Origin of the sequence: Streptomyces sp. NRRL WC-3605 (assembly GCF_001509795.1) — a bacterium.
Lineage (GTDB): Bacteria > Actinomycetota > Actinomycetes > Streptomycetales > Streptomycetaceae > Streptomyces > Streptomyces viridochromogenes.
On sequence record NZ_LLZN01000074.1, the window covers coordinates 1 to 14860 of the forward strand.

General features: G+C 72.9%; 17 protein-coding genes. 8 read left to right on the forward strand and 9 right to left on the reverse strand.

Annotated elements, in window-relative coordinates; translation table 11 throughout:
- A partial coding sequence (locus ADL34_RS24990; RefSeq protein WP_159038975.1) for a maltotransferase domain-containing protein occupies window positions 1-648 on the reverse strand: 648 nt, incomplete at its 3' end.
- A gap of 70 nt (window positions 649-718) precedes the next feature.
- Window positions 719-1021: a DUF5133 domain-containing protein gene (locus ADL34_RS24995; protein ID WP_062671798.1), complete on the reverse strand. Its 303-nt coding sequence runs from the start codon at window positions 1019-1021 to the stop codon at window positions 719-721.
- 310 nt (window positions 1022-1331) lie between these two features.
- Here ADL34_RS24995 and ADL34_RS25000 point away from each other — a divergent pair, with 310 nt between their 5' ends.
- Window positions 1332-1844: a hypothetical protein gene (locus ADL34_RS25000; RefSeq protein ID WP_062671766.1), complete on the forward strand. Its 513-nt coding sequence runs from the start codon at window positions 1332-1334 to the stop codon at window positions 1842-1844.
- On the forward strand, window positions 1841-4015 hold the full coding sequence (gene glgX / locus ADL34_RS25005; RefSeq protein ID WP_199835631.1) for a glycogen debranching protein GlgX: 2175 nt from the start codon (window positions 1841-1843) through the stop codon (window positions 4013-4015). Before ADL34_RS25000 ends, glgX begins: the two co-directional genes overlap by 4 nt.
- A 31-nt stretch (window positions 4016-4046) precedes the next feature.
- Here glgX and ADL34_RS25010 read toward each other — a convergent pair whose 3' ends face one another.
- Window positions 4047-4847 (reverse strand): VOC family protein, encoded by an 801-nt coding sequence (locus ADL34_RS25010; RefSeq protein ID WP_062671768.1) that lies wholly within the window; start codon window positions 4845-4847, stop codon window positions 4047-4049.
- A 168-nt stretch (window positions 4848-5015) separates the two neighbouring features.
- On the opposite strand from ADL34_RS25010, the gene ADL34_RS25015 reads away from it, so the two are divergent.
- A complete protein-coding gene (locus ADL34_RS25015) occupies window positions 5016-5348 on the forward strand; it encodes an ANTAR domain-containing protein (protein ID WP_062671770.1) in 333 nt (110 codons plus the stop codon).
- Between the two features lies 1 nt (window position 5349).
- Here ADL34_RS25015 and ADL34_RS25020 read toward each other — a convergent pair whose 3' ends face one another.
- The gene (locus tag ADL34_RS25020; RefSeq protein ID WP_062671772.1) at window positions 5350-6159 is read right to left on the reverse strand and encodes a SigB/SigF/SigG family RNA polymerase sigma factor; all 810 of its coding nucleotides are present in this window, start codon (window positions 6157-6159) and stop codon (window positions 5350-5352) included.
- 417 nt (window positions 6160-6576) lie between these two features.
- On the opposite strand from ADL34_RS25020, the gene ADL34_RS25025 reads away from it, so the two are divergent.
- Window positions 6577-7095, forward strand: coding sequence for a hypothetical protein (locus ADL34_RS25025; RefSeq protein ID WP_062671774.1), 519 nt, complete (start codon window positions 6577-6579; stop codon window positions 7093-7095).
- Between the two features lie 21 nt (window positions 7096-7116).
- Here ADL34_RS25025 and hemC read toward each other — a convergent pair whose 3' ends face one another.
- The 3 genes from hemC to ligD form a co-directional block, all read right to left on the reverse strand.
- A complete protein-coding gene (gene hemC, locus ADL34_RS25030) occupies window positions 7117-8052 on the reverse strand; it encodes a hydroxymethylbilane synthase (RefSeq protein WP_062671776.1) in 936 nt (311 codons plus the stop codon).
- Window positions 8053-8115: 63 nt separating this feature from the next.
- Window positions 8116-8892: an NPP1 family protein gene (locus ADL34_RS25035; RefSeq protein WP_062671778.1), complete on the reverse strand. Its 777-nt coding sequence runs from the start codon at window positions 8890-8892 to the stop codon at window positions 8116-8118.
- A 135-nt stretch (window positions 8893-9027) separates the two neighbouring features.
- Window positions 9028-10008: a non-homologous end-joining DNA ligase gene (gene ligD / locus ADL34_RS25040; protein WP_062671781.1), complete on the reverse strand. Its 981-nt coding sequence runs from the start codon at window positions 10006-10008 to the stop codon at window positions 9028-9030.
- 280 nt (window positions 10009-10288) lie between these two features.
- Between ligD and ADL34_RS25045 the strand changes: the two genes are divergently transcribed.
- The 3 genes from ADL34_RS25045 to ADL34_RS25055 all read left to right on the forward strand — a co-directional run bounded on the left by ADL34_RS25045 (window position 10289) and on the right by ADL34_RS25055 (window position 12100).
- The gene (locus ADL34_RS25045) at window positions 10289-10963 is read left to right on the forward strand and encodes a TetR/AcrR family transcriptional regulator (RefSeq protein ID WP_062671800.1); all 675 of its coding nucleotides are present in this window, start codon (window positions 10289-10291) and stop codon (window positions 10961-10963) included.
- A 30-nt stretch (window positions 10964-10993) separates the two neighbouring features.
- Window positions 10994-11527: a MarR family winged helix-turn-helix transcriptional regulator gene (locus tag ADL34_RS25050; protein ID WP_062671783.1), complete on the forward strand. Its 534-nt coding sequence runs from the start codon at window positions 10994-10996 to the stop codon at window positions 11525-11527.
- A 111-nt stretch (window positions 11528-11638) separates the two neighbouring features.
- Window positions 11639-12100: a peroxiredoxin gene (locus ADL34_RS25055; RefSeq protein ID WP_062671785.1), complete on the forward strand. Its 462-nt coding sequence runs from the start codon at window positions 11639-11641 to the stop codon at window positions 12098-12100.
- A 45-nt stretch (window positions 12101-12145) separates the two neighbouring features.
- Here the strand turns inward: ADL34_RS25055 and ADL34_RS25060 are convergent, their stop codons facing one another.
- Entirely contained in the window at window positions 12146-12751 is a 606-nt protein-coding gene (locus tag ADL34_RS25060; protein ID WP_062671787.1) for a DNA polymerase ligase N-terminal domain-containing protein, read from the reverse strand.
- Between the two features lie 156 nt (window positions 12752-12907).
- On the opposite strand from ADL34_RS25060, the gene ADL34_RS25065 reads away from it, so the two are divergent.
- Window positions 12908-13879, forward strand: coding sequence for a TauD/TfdA dioxygenase family protein (locus ADL34_RS25065; RefSeq protein WP_062671788.1), 972 nt, complete (start codon window positions 12908-12910; stop codon window positions 13877-13879).
- A 4-nt stretch (window positions 13880-13883) separates the two neighbouring features.
- Here the strand turns inward: ADL34_RS25065 and ADL34_RS25070 are convergent, their stop codons facing one another.
- Window positions 13884-14762 (reverse strand): alpha/beta fold hydrolase, encoded by an 879-nt coding sequence (locus ADL34_RS25070; protein WP_062671801.1) that lies wholly within the window; start codon window positions 14760-14762, stop codon window positions 13884-13886.
- Between the last annotated feature and the right edge of the window lie 98 nt (window positions 14763-14860).

Sequence of the window (14860 nt, forward strand, 5' to 3'; positions counted from 1 at the left end):
CGGGAAGAACTCGTACCAGGCCCCGTACAGGGCCCGTTCACGCTCCACCAGCAGCGGCAACGGCTCCGACGCCGTCACCAGATCCCGCACCGGATACCGCCCCAGCACCGCGTCCACGTTGGCCGCGAAGGCCGCCGACAGCCGGGACACCGGCGGCAGCGAGTCGTCCCGCAGAGCCTCGGCGGCGGCGAGCAGCGCCGACCGCTCCGACGCGTCGGGCACCCCGGCGGCGGCGCGCTCGTACAGCTCGCCGCCCTCCTCCAGCACCAGCCCGACGTCGATGCCGGCCGGAACCTTGATGCGGGCGGTGTGCCGCCAGGTGGCCACCGGGTCGCTCCAGGCCTCCACGTGGAACGTCCAGGACCCCTCCGCCGAGGGGGTCACCTTGGCGCCCCAGCGGTCGCTGCCCGGCGTGAGTTCGTGCATCGGCGTCCAGGGACCCGGGCGGCCCTTCGGATCGGTCAGCACGACGTTGGCGGCCACGGCGTCATGGCCCTCCCGGAACACGGTGGCGGTGATCTCGAAGGTCTCCCCGACGACCGCCTTCGCCGGATGCCTGCCGCGCTCCACGGCCGGCCGAACGTCCCGTACCGGGATGCGGCCCACGGCCCCGGCGCCGGCACCGGCCCTGCTCCTGGTCCTGCCCATGGTTCACCTCCACCGTGCTCGAGGCCGGGCACGTGGCCCGGCCGGGGATCCGAACTCTGCCGGAAGGCGGCTACCTTCCCGCGTGGAAACGCCGACGCGTCCTCGGCCGGCCCTGCCCGGCTGTGACGCTGGCCGTCTTCGGCCGTTCAACCTGCTCCGACCCGTAGGCCGACGGGGTGGCGCGCAGATACTGCTCGGCCGCGTCAGCGGCTTCGCGAGCGCAACGCTTCCCCATCAGGACGCAGAGGGTGTAACCGGTGTCCTCGAAGGTGGCACGCACCGTCCGGTCGGCCGGGGCGGCCAGCATGGCGCGCTCCCAGGCCCGGTACCGCCGCAGCAGGCGGGCGACTTCGGCTTTGGCCGGTAGCAGCATGGCCCCGCTCACCTTCCACTTCCGGGCTCGATGGCGCGTCTCCCGACCGTCGGGCGGAACCCGTGCGCGCGGGCGGCGCACACGGGTTCCGTTGCGGGCATCGAGGTCTTCACACATGGTGCACGGCCGACGACGCAGCGTCCTGTTGGATCTTCAACTACTGCCTCACCCGTTCGCTCGTGTTGCACGAATGGCGTACAGACCACACGCTGTAGTGACTCAGAGGCGATCAGCGCTCACGCTCCGCGATCGGGGCCCGTCCCGCGGGGACGAGGAGAGCGGGAGCTTTCGCGGTGAGGAGGTAACGACGGTGAAGACCGCAGTGCCCTGCTACTACCACCTCGATGTGGAAGTCAGCCCTGAACGGGTCGGCCAGGTCAGCCGAATTCTGGCCGCTCACCTCAGGCACTGGGACCTGGAGACGCTCGTCGAACCCGTCCGCCACGGCACCGAGATGCTGCTGCGGGCCATCGACGAGCACGCGAAGGACAAGAACACCTCGATCGAGATGTGGTGGAACGGCCAGCACCTCATCACCGCCATCGGTGACAACGACCGGGCCCTGCGCCCGGATCACGAACTGCGCGCCTGCCTCCGCCACCTCGCCGCGATGAGCGACGGCTGGGGCTGCTGCGCCACCGAGACCGGCAGCAAGGTCATCTGGTTCTCCCAGCGGGCCCGCGCCGGCGAACGCGCCCCGCTCGTGCCGATCGCACCCGCGCCCAGCCTGCGCGAGGCGCTGCGCGTGCCGCGGGCGACGCCCGTCACGGCCCTGGCCGATGCGGCGGGGGTCCGGGACGGCGTCCTGGAGGAGGCCCGGTGACGGCACGCAAGCGCCGCAAGGACCTGAGCACAGGGGTGTCCGCCTGGAGCGGGCACCCCTACCCGCTGGGCGCCTCCCACGACGGACAGGGCACCAACTTCGCCCTGTTCAGCGAGGTCGCCGAACGCGTCGAACTGGTCCTCGTCGACGACGAGGGCCGGCACACCGTCGTCCCGCTGACCGAGGTCGACGGCTTCGTCTGGCACGGCTACGTGCCGGGCGTCGGCCCGGGGCAGCGCTACGGCTACCGGGTGCACGGCCCCTGGGACCCCGGCCTCGGTCACCGCTGCAACGCGTCCAAGCTGCTGCTCGACCCGTACAGCCGGGCCGTCGACGGGCAGGTGGACAACCACGCCTCCCTCTTCGAACGCACCGCGGGCGGCCCCTCCGAGGCGGACAGCGCCGGGCACACCATGCTCGGCGTGGTGACCGACCCACACTTCGACTGGGGCGAGGACCGGCCTCCCAGACGGCCGTACGCCGACACCGTGATCTACGAGGCGCACGTCCGCGGGCTCACCCGCACCCACCCCGGCGTCCCGCCCGAACTGCGCGGCACCTACGCCGGACTGGCGCACCCCGCGATCGTCGAGCACCTGACGTCCCTCGGGGTCACCGCCGTCGAGCTGATGCCGGTCCACCAGTACGTCCAGGACGGCGTGCTCCTCGACCGCGGCCTGTCCAACTACTGGGGCTACAACACCATCGGCTTCTTCGCCCCGCACAACGCCTACGCCGCCCGCGGCACCCGCGGCGAACAGGTCACCGAGTTCAAGGCGATGGTGAAGGCGCTGCACGAGGCCGGCCTCGAAGTCATCCTCGACGTGGTCTACAACCACACCGCCGAGGGCAACGAGCGCGGCCCCACGCTGTCGTTCCGGGGCATCGACAACGCCTCGTACTACCGCCTGGTCGACGGCGACTGGGCCCACTACTACGACACCACCGGCACCGGCAACAGCCTGCTGATGCGCCACCCCTACGTGCTGCAGCTCATCATGGACTCGCTGCGCTACTGGGTCACCGAGATGCACGTCGACGGCTTCCGCTTCGACCTCGCGGCCACCCTGGCCCGGCAGTTCCACGAGGTGGACCGGCTCTCGGCGTTCTTCGACCTGATCCAGCAGGACCCCGTGATCAGCAGGGTCAAGCTGATCGCCGAGCCGTGGGACGTCGGCGAGGGCGGCTACCAGGTCGGCAACTTCCCGCCGCTGTGGTCGGAGTGGAACGGCAAGTACCGGGACGCCGTACGGGACTTCTGGCGAGGCGAGCCCGGCACGCTCGGCGAGTTCGCCTCCCGGCTCACCGGCAGCTCCGACCTGTACGCGCACAGCAGGCGCCGCCCGCGCGCCAGCGTCAACTTCGTCACCGCGCACGACGGGTTCACCCTGCGCGACCTCGTCTCCTACAACGACAAGCACAACGAGGCCAACGGCGAGGACAACGGGGACGGCGAGAGCCACAACCGGTCCTGGAACTGCGGCGCCGAGGGCGAGACCGACGACCCGGCCGTGCTCCGGCTGCGGGCCCGGCAGCAGCGCAACTTCCTCGCCACACTGCTGCTGTCGCAGGGCATCCCCATGCTCTGCCACGGCGACGAACTCGGCCGCACCCAGCGGGGCAACAACAACGCCTACTGCCAGGACAACGAGATCTCCTGGATCGACTGGCGTCTCACCGACGAGCAGCGCGCGCTCGCCGACTTCACCCGATACGTCATCGGGCTGCGCGCTGCTCACCCCGTCCTGCGCCGGCGCCGCTTCTTCAAGGGGGAGACGGCCACCCGTCCCGACCAGCCGCTGCCCGACCTGGTGTGGTTCTCACCGGACGGCCGGGAGATGGACGACGACGACTGGCAGAGCCCCGACGCCCGCGCCGTGGCGGCCTTCCTCAACGGCGACGCGATCGCCGAACCCGACTGGTGCGGCCGGCCCGTCGTCGACGACTCCTTCCTCCTGCTGCTCAACAGCTACTGGGAACCCGTCGAGTTCCAGCTGCCGTCCGCCGGCTACGGCGAACGCTGGACGACGCTGATCGACACGGCCGAGTCGCAGGGCCCGCCGGACGAGACCGAGCACAAGGCCGGCACGGCCCTCCTGGTCGAACGCCGCAGCCTGGTGCTGCTCTCCCGGCAGTCCCGCACCTCGACCTCGACCTCGGCCGAGGACTGACTGGCCGCAGCGCCTCACGCCGCGGCCGGGCCTACCGGCCGCGGCGCGAGGTCACGGTGAACTGGGCGCCGTCGGGGTCGCGCAGCACCGCCTCCTCGGGGCCCAGCGACAGCACGCTGCCGCCGTTCAGCTCGGCGGCCCGCGCGCAGCGCGGGGCGTCGGACACCGCGAAGTGCACCTGCCAGTGCGGCCGGATCGTCGGGTCGGGCGCGGCCTCCAGGGCCCCCGACTCGATCCGGGCGACCACGTCGCCGCCGCTGCGCAGCACGACCTCGCCGCCCTCGTAGTGGACCTCGCAGCAGCCCGGCAGCTGGTTCGCCCAGTCGAGCACCTCGCCGTAGAACATGGCGGCGTCGAAGGCGTCGCGGGTGTGCAGCCGGATGAAGGTCGGCGCGGCGCGGCGCCAGGTCTCCCAGTTGGAGATCAGCTCGCCCTCCCACACGCCGAAGGTGGCGCCGTCCCGGTCCGCGAGCAGGGCCGCGCGCCCCGGCGGCAGCGAGAGCGGCCCCACGGCCGCCGTGCCCCCGCGCTCCGCGACCCGCGCCACGGCCTGGTCCGCGCTGCGGACCGCGAAGTACGGCGTCCAGGCGACGGCCATCTGCCACATCGAGGCGACCGCGGCGATGCCCGCCACCGGCACGTCGTCGGCCAGCGCCACCCGGAAGCGGTCCCCGAGCGTGGCCGGCCGCCAGCGCCAGCCGAGCACCGCCGAGTAGAAGTCCTGCGCCGCCTCCAGACCACGACTGGTCAGGCTCACCCAGCAGGGCGCGCCGAACACGGAGTGTGTGGACACGACCTCGGCCGTGCTCCGGGGGGTTCTCGCTTCGTTCATGTGTCGCGTCCTGGATCTCGCTCGGCCGACGGGAACCGGTCCTCGTCACAGTGTCCAACCGGAACCGCTCCGCAGCCTGTCGAGTACCCCCGGCGTGGCGCCGAAACGAGTGCCGCGAACCGCCGGTACTCACTGGCGCGGGCCCGGCGCGACGGAGAGGATGGAGCGGTGACGCCCCACCCGAACGAGGACCCCGACGACAGCGCCCGTATCGCCGAGCTGGAGGCGGAGGTCGACCAGCTCCGGCACGCGGTGGGCGCGCACGCCGTCGTCGACCAGGCCATCGGCATGGTCGTCGCGCTGGGCCGGGTCGCGCCCGACCAGGGGTGGGCGGTGCTGAAGGACGTCTCGCAGCACACCAACATCAAGCTGCGCGAGGTCGCGGAGCTGATCATCCGGTGGGGCAGGGAGGGCGAGATGCCCGCCGGGATCCGCGTCGAGCTGCAGGAGGCGCTGGAGCGCCACGGCCCGACGCAGATCCCGGAGTCCGGTCAGGACTGAGCTACTGAGCGGACGCCGACGTCTGCTCCTCGGCCAGCAGTTCCTCGCGCAGCTGCGCGAAGCAGCCGCTGAGCAGCCGCGAGACGTGCATCTGCGAGATGCCCAGCTGCTGCGCTATCCGGCTCTGGGTCATGCCGCCGAAGAAGCGCAGGTACAGGATGGTCCGCTCGCGCTCCGGCAGCCGCCGCAGACACGGCTCGACGGAGACACGGTCCACGACCACCTCGAAGCCCGGGTCGGGGCCGCCGATGGCGTCCCCCAGCGCGTACCCGTCCGTGCCGGGCATCTCCGCCTCCAGCGACAGCGCGGAGAAGCACTCCAGGGCCTCCATACCGGTGCGCACCTCCTGCTCGGTGAGGTGGGCGTGGGCGGCGATCTCGGCGAGGGTGGGCTCGCGGCCCGGCGTGGTCTGCGCGAGCTCCTTGCCGGCGTTGCGGACCCGGTTGCGCAGGTCCTGGACCCGGCGGGGCACGTGCAGGGTCCACATGTGGTCGCGGAAGTGCCGCTTGATCTCACCGGTGATGGTGGGTACGGCGTACGCCTCGAAGGCGTGCCCACGGGCGGGGTCGTAGTGCTCGACGGCCTTGACCAGGCCCAGGGCGGCCACCTGGTACAGGTCCTCCAGCGACTCGCCGCGGCCCTTGAACCGGACCGCGATCCGCTCGGCCATGGGCAGCCACGACCGGATCAGCTCGTCCTTGAGCGCCTTGCGCTCCGGTCCGTCGGGGAGGGTCACCAGGCGCTCGAAGGCGCGGGCGGTGTCCGGGGCGTCGTCGTGGGGATGCTGCTTCGTTCTGGTGGGGGCACTCATCCGAGCGCACCTCCTCAGCAAGGTGCTGACGGGACAGACACCGTGGGGAGCGCGGACTCGGACCTGAGGAGAAACACCCAGGGGCCTGACCGGCTCCCACGGACGTGCCTCCTGTCCGAAGCACATAACACCTCCTTCCCGCTCGAACGGCATGTGAAACGCATTTCGTGAATAGCACTACATGTCGGTATCAGGTGACGGTGTGTCCCGTGCGGCCGACAAACCCGATGATCTTGGCTGGGAACGTGATGTACGGCACGGTGGTCGACGAGCCGGGCCGGGGCCTGGACCGATTGTTCCTGCCCACGGCTTGATCGGTGATCAAGGGTGCGAACGGGCTGGCCACAGCGCATTCCGCTCATTTGACAGTGCACTGAGCACGAAGATAGGAAGCAGGCCCAGGACGAGAGGTGGATTGTGTACGAGCCGCACGTGGTCGGGGACTGGCACGAGTACGACGAGCATGCCGGTCTGCGTGTCCGCGTCCACGGTCTGGAACCCGCCGAGCCCCCGCGCGGACGCGACGACGCCGCCGAGGGCCTGACGTACTTCCGGCTGCGCGTCACCGTCGAGAACCGCGGTGAGCGGCATTTCGGCATCCACCTGGAGGACGGCCAGATCGACGTGCGGATCGGCCGCGACGGCGAGGCCGCCTTCATCGACTGGAGGAACTCGCAGTTCATCGAGGGCTTCGACGTCTATCCGCTGCGCCGCGTCACCGCCGTCCTGTACGCCGCGGGCACCGAGGACAGCCTGAGCCAGGTCGACGTGCAGATCCAGCTGCGGGTCGAGGAGGAGTGGGCCGACCGCCGCCTGTGGACCGGCGGCCTGGGCCTGCAGGAGCCCGTCGGCCCGCACGCCGGCACCCTGCGGGACGGCCTCGCGCTCCAGGTCAGCGACTTCCTGCGGGAGCAGGCCGAGGAGGGCACCGCCTGACGCGGTGCCCCTCCACCCGCGTCAGTGCGGGATGCCGTCGATGATCTCGCGGGCGCCCTGCCGCAGCAGCGCCACCGCCACCGAGGTGCCCAGCGTCGCCGGGTCCAGCCGCCCGGCCCACTCGTGCGCGTTCAGCCGGATCTTGCCGTCGGGGGTGAAGACACAGGCGCGCAGGGACAGCTCGCCGCCTCGATCCACGCGCGCGTAGCCCGCGATCGGGCTGTTGCAGTGGCCCTGCAGCACGTGCAGCAGCATGCGCTCCGCGGTCGCCTCCCGGTACGTGTCCGGGTCGCCGAGACCACTGACGGCGTCGATCAGATCGCTGTCGCCTTCGCGGCACTGGAGGGCGAGGACGCCCGCGCCGATGGGCGGCATCATCGTCTCGGGGGAGAGGACCTCGCTGATCACATCGGTCCGGCCGATGCGCTCCAGGCCGGCCACCGCCAGCAGCAGGGCGTCCGCGTCGCCGGCCGCCAGCTTCTCCAGCCGGCGGTTGGCGTTCCCGCGGAACGGCACGCACTCCAGGTGCGGGTGCGTGGCCGCCAGCTGGGCGACGCGGCGCACCGACGAGGTGCCGATCCGGGTGCCGGCCGGCAGCTCGTCCAGGGTCAGCCCGCCGGGGTGGATCAGCGCGTCGCGGATGTCGTCCCGCTGGAGGAACGCGGCGAACGTGGTGCCCGCGGGCAGCGGCCGGTCGGCCGGGATGTCCTTCAGGCAGTGCACGGCGAGGTCCGCCTCGCCGGCCAGCAGGGCCGCGTCCACCTCCTTCGTGAACGCGCCCTTGCCCTCCACCTGGGACAGGTCGCCCAGCCATTTGTCACCGGTCGTCCGCACGGGCACGACCTCGGTGCGCACACCCGGGTGCTGTGCCGCCAACTCGGCACGGACGCGCTCCACTTGGGCGAGCGCCATGGGTGAGTCACGGGACACGACACGGATCAGTTCAGGCACGGACATGCCGCCACCATAGACCCTCCCGCGCCACCGCCCGGACGCGATGGCGCGGTTCGGCCGGACGCGTCAGGCGTTCGGGTCGAACGGGATGCCCGACGGCTTCGCGGTCGCCAGATGACTCGTGAAGCTCCCGTCCTTCAGCCCGAAGTGGGCGCTGCCGAAGTCGTGCGCGACCAGCTTGTCGCGTACGCCCGGCGGGTAGCCGTTCCAGCCGACCAGCGGTGGATACTGCCACGTCCCCTTGTGGTTCTCCGGCGGTTCGTCGTTCGCGCTCGCCAGCCGGAAGCAGTGCGTGCTGACGCCGTCCTTGTGGTAGACGACCTTCGCGTGCGTGCCCTCGAAGCGCACGGAGGACGCCGCGTGGACGGTGAACGAGCCGTGGTTGGACGTCGAGACGTACCGCACGGCGTCGCCCTGCACCCACACCACGACGTGCTCCCAGTCGTGGCGGTGCCCGCCGAGACTGACGCCGGGCAGCGCCTGGTCCTTCTCGAAGTACAGGCCGTACAGATAGGCGCACCAGCCGTTGTTGCACTTGTAGCGGCTGTAGGCGTTGGTGTTGTCCAGGTCCGAGGCGTCCCGGCAGTTGCCGTTCAGCGCGCCCGTCGGGTTGAGGCCGCCGTTGACGGTGCCGTCCGGGCCGATCGCGGCGGACGAGTAGCAGCCGTCGGTGTCGTAGTCGAAGGCGGGCTGGTACGCCCGCTCGGCCGCCTCCGCGTTGCCGGGCAGCGCCGGGGGAGGGGCGGCCCAGGCCACCGCGGGGAAGGCGACGACGAGCGCGGCGGCACCGGCAAGACCGGTGAGCCATCTCCTGCGGTGCGTACGGAACGTCTGTGACGACACTGCGTCTCCTCATGGTCCGGCGCAGCCCAACGGCTGTGGGGGGAAAGGCAGTTCAGCATCCACGGTTTTCCCGCGCGCGCCAAGGGCCCCGTACGCCACGGACGGTGAAGAGTGGTGGAACGAACGGCGCGGCCGTCAGCGGGCGTTCGGCAGGTACGCCGACGACTCCTCGGGCGTCAGGTCCGGCCGCAGCCGCAGCCAGGACGGCTGGCGCAGCATCCCCGACCTCGTCCGGACGCTGTACCGGACCTCGCCGACCAGCCGGGGCACCACCCAGCGGGCGTCCGCCACCCGCGGCTTCGGCGTGAACGGGCAGTCCTCCGTGGCGGCGGCCCGCAGCAGCCCCGCCAGCTCCGCGCGCTCGGCCTCGCTCCAGCCGGTGCCCACACCGCCCACGTAGCGCAGCGTCCGCCCGGGCCCGTACTGGCCCATCAGCAGGGCGCCGGGAAGGCCGGTGAGTCGCCCTTTGCCGGGCAGCCAGCCGCCGACGACCACGTCCTCGCTGAGCATGTTGCGGATCTTGATCCAGGAGCGGGAGCGCACGCCGGGCTCGTAGGGCGAGTCCAGCCGCTTGCACACCAGCCCCTCCAGGCCGTGCTCGCGGGTGGCCTCCAGCGCCTCGGCGCCGTGACCCACGAGAGCGGCCGGCGTCGACCAGGACGGCCCGTCGAGCCCCAGCTCCTCCAGCCGCCCGCGCCGCCGGGAGTACGGCAGGTCCAGCAGGGGGCGGCCGCCCAGGTGCATCACGTCGAACAGCACGAGGTGGACGGGTGTGCGGGCGGCCATCCGGGCCGCCTTCGCCGGCGCGTGCGCCAGCCCCATCCGGGACTGCAGCAGCTGGAAGTCGGCGCGCCCCTCGGCGTCCAGCGCCAGGATCTCCCCGTCGAGCACGGCGGGCCTGCCGGCCAGTGCCTCGCCCAGCGGCCGCAGCTCGGGGTAGGCGGCCGTGATGTCGTCGCCGGAGCGGGCGCGCAGCAGCAGGCCCCCGTCGCCCTCCGCGTAGAGCACCGCCCGCTGGCCGTCCTGCTTGGTCTCGTACGCCCAGCGCGCGTCCTGCGCGGCCGGCGGCAGCTTGCCGGGCGTCGCGAGCATCGGCGGGATCAGGGGCAGGCTCACGGGTCAGTACTCGACGGCGCGGCCCCCGCTCACGCGCCCTCGCCGCCCTTTTCCCCTGATCGGAGGGCGGTGGCCGCCGCCACCGGGTTCACCGGCGTCCGTGTCCACGACCTAGGTGGTGTCTTGCCGATCAGGCCGGGCTCCCGGCGCCGGGCACCGCGAGCTGACCCGGCCCGATCGGCAAGACACCCCCTAGATTGAGGGTGGAGAGCGAACCGTGGCGGCGTCGAGGGGCCGGCCGCCGGCGGGTGGCGTGAGGGCCCCGGTGCGATGGGTGATCATGGCAGGCAGGACGCTGCGCGAGGAACAGGCCGGCGCGACCCGGGAGCTGCTCCTGACCGCGGCCGAGCGGCTCTTCGCCGAGCGCGGGGTGCACGCGGTGTCCAACCGGCAGGTCGGCGAGGCGGCGGGGCAGGGCAACAACACCGCGGTCGGCTACCACTTCGGCACCAAGACCGACCTGGTCCGCGCCATCGTCCGCGGTCACGCCGGGCCCATCGAGGAGATCCGCGCCCGGCTGGTCGCCGGCGTCACCGACCCCGGCGATCTGCGCGGCTGGGTGGACTGCCTGGTCCGGCCGGTCCCGGAGCACCTGGCCGCACTCGGCGGGCCGACCTGGTACGCGCGGTTCTGCGCCCAGGTCCTGGCCGACCCCGCGCTGCACCGGATCCTGGTGGACGAGGCGCTCACCTCCCCGTCGCTGCGGACGATCATCGAAGGGCTCGACCGGTGCCTGCCGGGCATCCCGCCCGAGGTGCGCGCCGAGCGCGACCAGATGGTCCGACACCTGATCGTCCAGGTGGCGGCGGAGCGCGAGCGCGCCCTCGCCGAGCACGCCCCCACACCCCGGGCGACCTGGGACGACGCCGCGACGGGCCTCGCCGACGCCGTCGTCGGCATGTGGCGGGCGCCCGTCACCCCGACGGCCGCCGCCCGGGGAACACGAAAAGCTTGAGTTAGGCAATGAGATGGTAAAGTGTTCCCCATGTCGACGCCGCCGCTCCCTCGACCCTCCGCCGCACCCGCGAGCCCGGAGGTGATCGAGATCGAGCGGGCGCTGTCGCGCATCACCTACCTGAGCACGCGGGCCCGGCAGCACGAGCGGCTCATGGCGCTCGCCGGAGTCCCGCTCGACCGGGCCGCCGTGGCGCTGCTGCGGCAGATCGCCGAGACGGAGCCGCTGCGCCCCGGGGAGCTGGCCCACCGGCTCGGCGTCGAGGCCTCCCACGTCACCCGCACCGCACAGCAGCTGGAGCGGTCCGGGCACGTCACCCGCGTCCCCGACCCCAAGGACCGCAGGGCCCAGCGGATCGAGCTCACCGACGCAGGACGGCAGGCCGTCGCCCGCGTCCGGGAGGCCGGCGCGCGCGGCATGCAGGTCGCCCTGGCCGACTGGACCCCGGCCGAACTGAGCCGGCTGGCCACGCTCTTCCACCGCATGGTCGACGACTTCCTCGCCCACTCCGCCGACGAGGACACCGAGGCCGCCCCGGCGGTCCCCGGCGGCCGCGAAGGCTGACGGACACCGGCACCCGCCCGACCTCCCCGTGCCGTGAGGGCGGAGGCGCCCCGACCGCCCGCACTACCGTCCGGTAGCATCCGGCGGCAGGCCGGCCGAGGGAGGAACCGTATGAGCGCGCGCGTCGACGTCGGGGACAAGGTCGAGGACTTCGCGCTGCCGGACGAGACCGGCACCGTACGGCACCTCACCGACCTGCTCGCCGAGGGCCCGGTCGTGCTGTTCTTCTACCCCGCCGCCCTCACCGCCGGCTGCACCGCCGAAGCCTGCCACTTCCGTGACCTCGCCACCGAGTTCGCCGCCGTCGGAGCCTGGCCCGTCGGCGTCAGCGGCGACGCCGTCGAACGGCAGCAGGAGTTCGCCACCCGCCACACCCTGGGCATGCCGCTGCTGTCCGACGCCGACGGCGCGATCCGCGAGCGGTTCGGCGTCACCCGCGGCTTCTCGCTCGCCCCGACCAAGCGGGTCACCTTCGTCATCGGGCAGGACCGCACGGTCCTGGAGGTCGTCCGCAGCGAACTCCGGATGAACACCCACGCCGACCGGGCCCTCGCCGCACTGCGCCGCGCCTGACACGGCGCCCCCGGCGGGCACGCCGGGAAGACGGACCCGCCGACGTCAGTCCGTGCCGCCGTCCGCGGCGACCTGGGCCAGGGTGCGGCCGCTACGGACCGACCGCGCCCGGTACGGGTCCGGTGTGCCGTGCCCGTGCCCGCCCCGCCCCGCCCTGACCAGCAGCCACGCCTCCCGGTCGTCCTGCCCGCGGCGGAGCCGGGTGAGGGCGAACTCGCCGTGCAGCTTGGACCCGCGCAGCCGGAACCGGGCGTGACCGCGCTCCAGCGACTCGGCGAAGTCGACGGGCCGCCCCGCGCGGTCGTGGCTGAGTGGTTCGTACGTCCCGCTGTCCCAGACGATCACCGTGCCGCCCCCGTACTCGCCCTTCGGGATCACGCCCTCGAAGTCCTCGTACTCCAGCGGGTGGTCCTCCGTCGGCAGGGCGAGCCGCTTGTCCCTGGGGTCCCCCGACGGTCCCTTCGGCACCGACCACGACCGCAGCACGTCCCCCACCTGCAGCCGGAAGTCGAAGTGCAGCGAACGGGCGTCGTGGATCTGCACCACGAAGCGCGGTGCCCGCCCCTCGGACGCCCCGCGCCCGCGCGGTTCCCGTGTCCGGTCGAAGTCGCGTCTGCCGCGGTACTCCCGCAACCGGTCCCTCTCGGCCACGCCGGCCTCCTTCCCGAACCGGCCGGGTACCCCGCCCCTGCGCCGCCGACTCCCGGAGGCCCTGTCGCCAGGGACGCCGGACGCTGCCACGATCATCCCGACGGCCGGCCGCCACCGGACCCGGCCGGGACGACGGACGACCGACGGAGTGTGCTGATGACCAGGGAGCAGGCCATCGACGACGGGACGCGCGCCACGGGGATCGAGGTGAAGCCGGTCGCCGGACACATCGGGGCGGACATCACCGGCGTCGACCTCGCCGGTGAGCTGGACGACGGCCAGGTGTCCGCGATCCGCGCCGCGATGCTGCGCTGGAAGGTCGTCTTCTTCCGGGACCAGCGACTCGACCACGCCGCCCACGTCGCGCTCGCACGCCGCTTCGGCGAGCCCGTCGTCCTGCGGCGGCGCGGCAGCGCCTCACCCGAGGGGTTCCCCGAGGTCGAGACGACCGCCGACCGGCTGGAACTCGGCGGCCGGTTCGGCATGGAGCACGACGAATGGCTGCGGCGGCGCCGGCACCATCTGCTGCGCGGCTGGCACTGCGACCACGGGGCCCGCGTCGACCCGCCCGCCGCGACGATCCTGCGCGCCGAGACCGTGCCCCCGTACGGCGGCGACACCACCTGGGCCAACCTGGCCGCCGCCTACGCGGGACTGTCCGAGCCGGTCCGGCGGTTCGTGGACGGCCTGCGGGCCGAGCACCGGCTCGGCGTCGGCTACCAGCCCCGCCCCGGCGACGACGCCTACGTCCGGCACCTCCTGGACCACCAGGTCGCCTCCCTGCACCCGCTGGTGCGCGTGCACCCGGAGACGGGGGAGCGGGTCCTGTACGTCAACGGCTACTACGTGGAGCAGATCGACGGCCTCTCGCGCGCCGAGAGCGGCGCCGTCCTGGAGATGCTGCTCGAGCAGGCCGTACGGCCCGAGTACACCGTCCGCTTCCGGTGGGAGCCCGGCAGCGTCGCCTTCTGGGACAACCGGGCCACCATCCACCTCGCACCCGGCGACACCGCCCACCTCGACGCGCCCCGCGTCATGCACCGGGTGATGCTCGCCGGTGACGTGCCGGTGGGCGTGGACGGCACACCCTCGCGGGCTCTCACCGGCACGTCACCGGGCCGCTGGTGACCGCTCAGCGCCCGAGCAGGTCCCGCAGGGCCTTCACGACCTCCCCGGGCGCCTCCTCGGCCATGAAGTGACCGCAGGTCACGGTCGTGTGGCGCAGGTCCGGGGCCCAGGACCGCCACAGTGCGGCAGCGTCGTGGCCCAGGGCCGCGCCCCAGTCCTGCTGCAGCACGCCGACCGGCATCCGCAGGGTGCGGCCCGCGTCCCGGTCGGCCCGGTCGTGCGTGACGTCGATGCCCGCCGAGGCGCGGTAGTCCGCCACGATCGACGGCACGGCGGCCCGGCAGGCCGCCAGGTAGGCGGCCCGCACGTCGTCCGGGATCGCCTCCGCGCCGGCGGTCCACAGGTCGAGGAAGTGGCCGAAGAACGCGTCCGGGTCCGCGCCGATCATCCGCTCCGGGAGACCGGGCGGCTGCGCCATCAGATACAGATGGAAACCGACGGCGGCGCCGACGCCGCGCATCACGTCCCACATGTCCAGGGTCGGCAGCACGTCCAGGCACGCCAGGTGCGTCACCGCCTCCGGGTGGTCCAGCGCGGCACGGAACGCCACCAGAGCCCCCCGGTCGTGCCCGGCCAGCGCGAACCGGTCGTGCCCGAGCCGGCGGGCCAGCTCGACCACGTCCGCGCCCATGGTCCGCTTGGCGTACACGGAGCCGTCGGTCTCCGCCGGCTTGTCGCTGGCGCCGTAGCCCCGCAGGTCCGGGCAGATCACCGTGTGGTCGGCCGCCAGATCGGCGGCCACGTGCCGCCACATCAGATGCGTCTGCGGAAAGCCGTGCAGCAGCACGACGGCCGGGCCGGAACCGCCCACGGCGGCGTGCAGCGCCACCCCGTCGGCGACGGGGACACGGTGCCGGCCGAAGCCGGGGATGGCGGGAGTCATGGCGGTCATGGCTTCGCTCCTTCCAGGAGCGTCGGGAGAACGGGGGGACGCACCGATCCTCGGGGCCGCCGATGAGCAGGCGATGAGCAGCGCCCGCC

Bases quoted from the DNA above. Each gene is read 5' to 3' on its own strand.
- ADL34_RS24995 (WP_062671798.1), bottom strand. From the start codon at position 1,021: ATGCTGCTACCGGCCAAAGCCGAAGTCGCCCGCCTGCTGCGGCGGTAC.
- ADL34_RS25010 (WP_062671768.1), bottom strand. From the start codon at position 4,847: ATGAACGAAGCGAGAACCCCCCGGAGCACGGCCGAGGTCGTGTCCACA.
- ADL34_RS25020 (WP_062671772.1), bottom strand. From the start codon at position 6,159: ATGAGTGCCCCCACCAGAACGAAGCAGCATCCCCACGACGACGCCCCG.
- hemC (WP_062671776.1), bottom strand. From the start codon at position 8,052: ATGTCCGTGCCTGAACTGATCCGTGTCGTGTCCCGTGACTCACCCATG.
- ADL34_RS25045 (WP_062671800.1), top strand. From the start codon at position 10,289: ATGGCAGGCAGGACGCTGCGCGAGGAACAGGCCGGCGCGACCCGGGAG.
- ADL34_RS25050 (WP_062671783.1), top strand. From the start codon at position 10,994: ATGTCGACGCCGCCGCTCCCTCGACCCTCCGCCGCACCCGCGAGCCCG.
- ADL34_RS25055 (WP_062671785.1), top strand. From the start codon at position 11,639: ATGAGCGCGCGCGTCGACGTCGGGGACAAGGTCGAGGACTTCGCGCTG.
- ADL34_RS25065 (WP_062671788.1), top strand. From the start codon at position 12,908: ATGACCAGGGAGCAGGCCATCGACGACGGGACGCGCGCCACGGGGATC.
- ADL34_RS25070 (WP_062671801.1), bottom strand. From the start codon at position 14,762: ATGACTCCCGCCATCCCCGGCTTCGGCCGGCACCGTGTCCCCGTCGCC.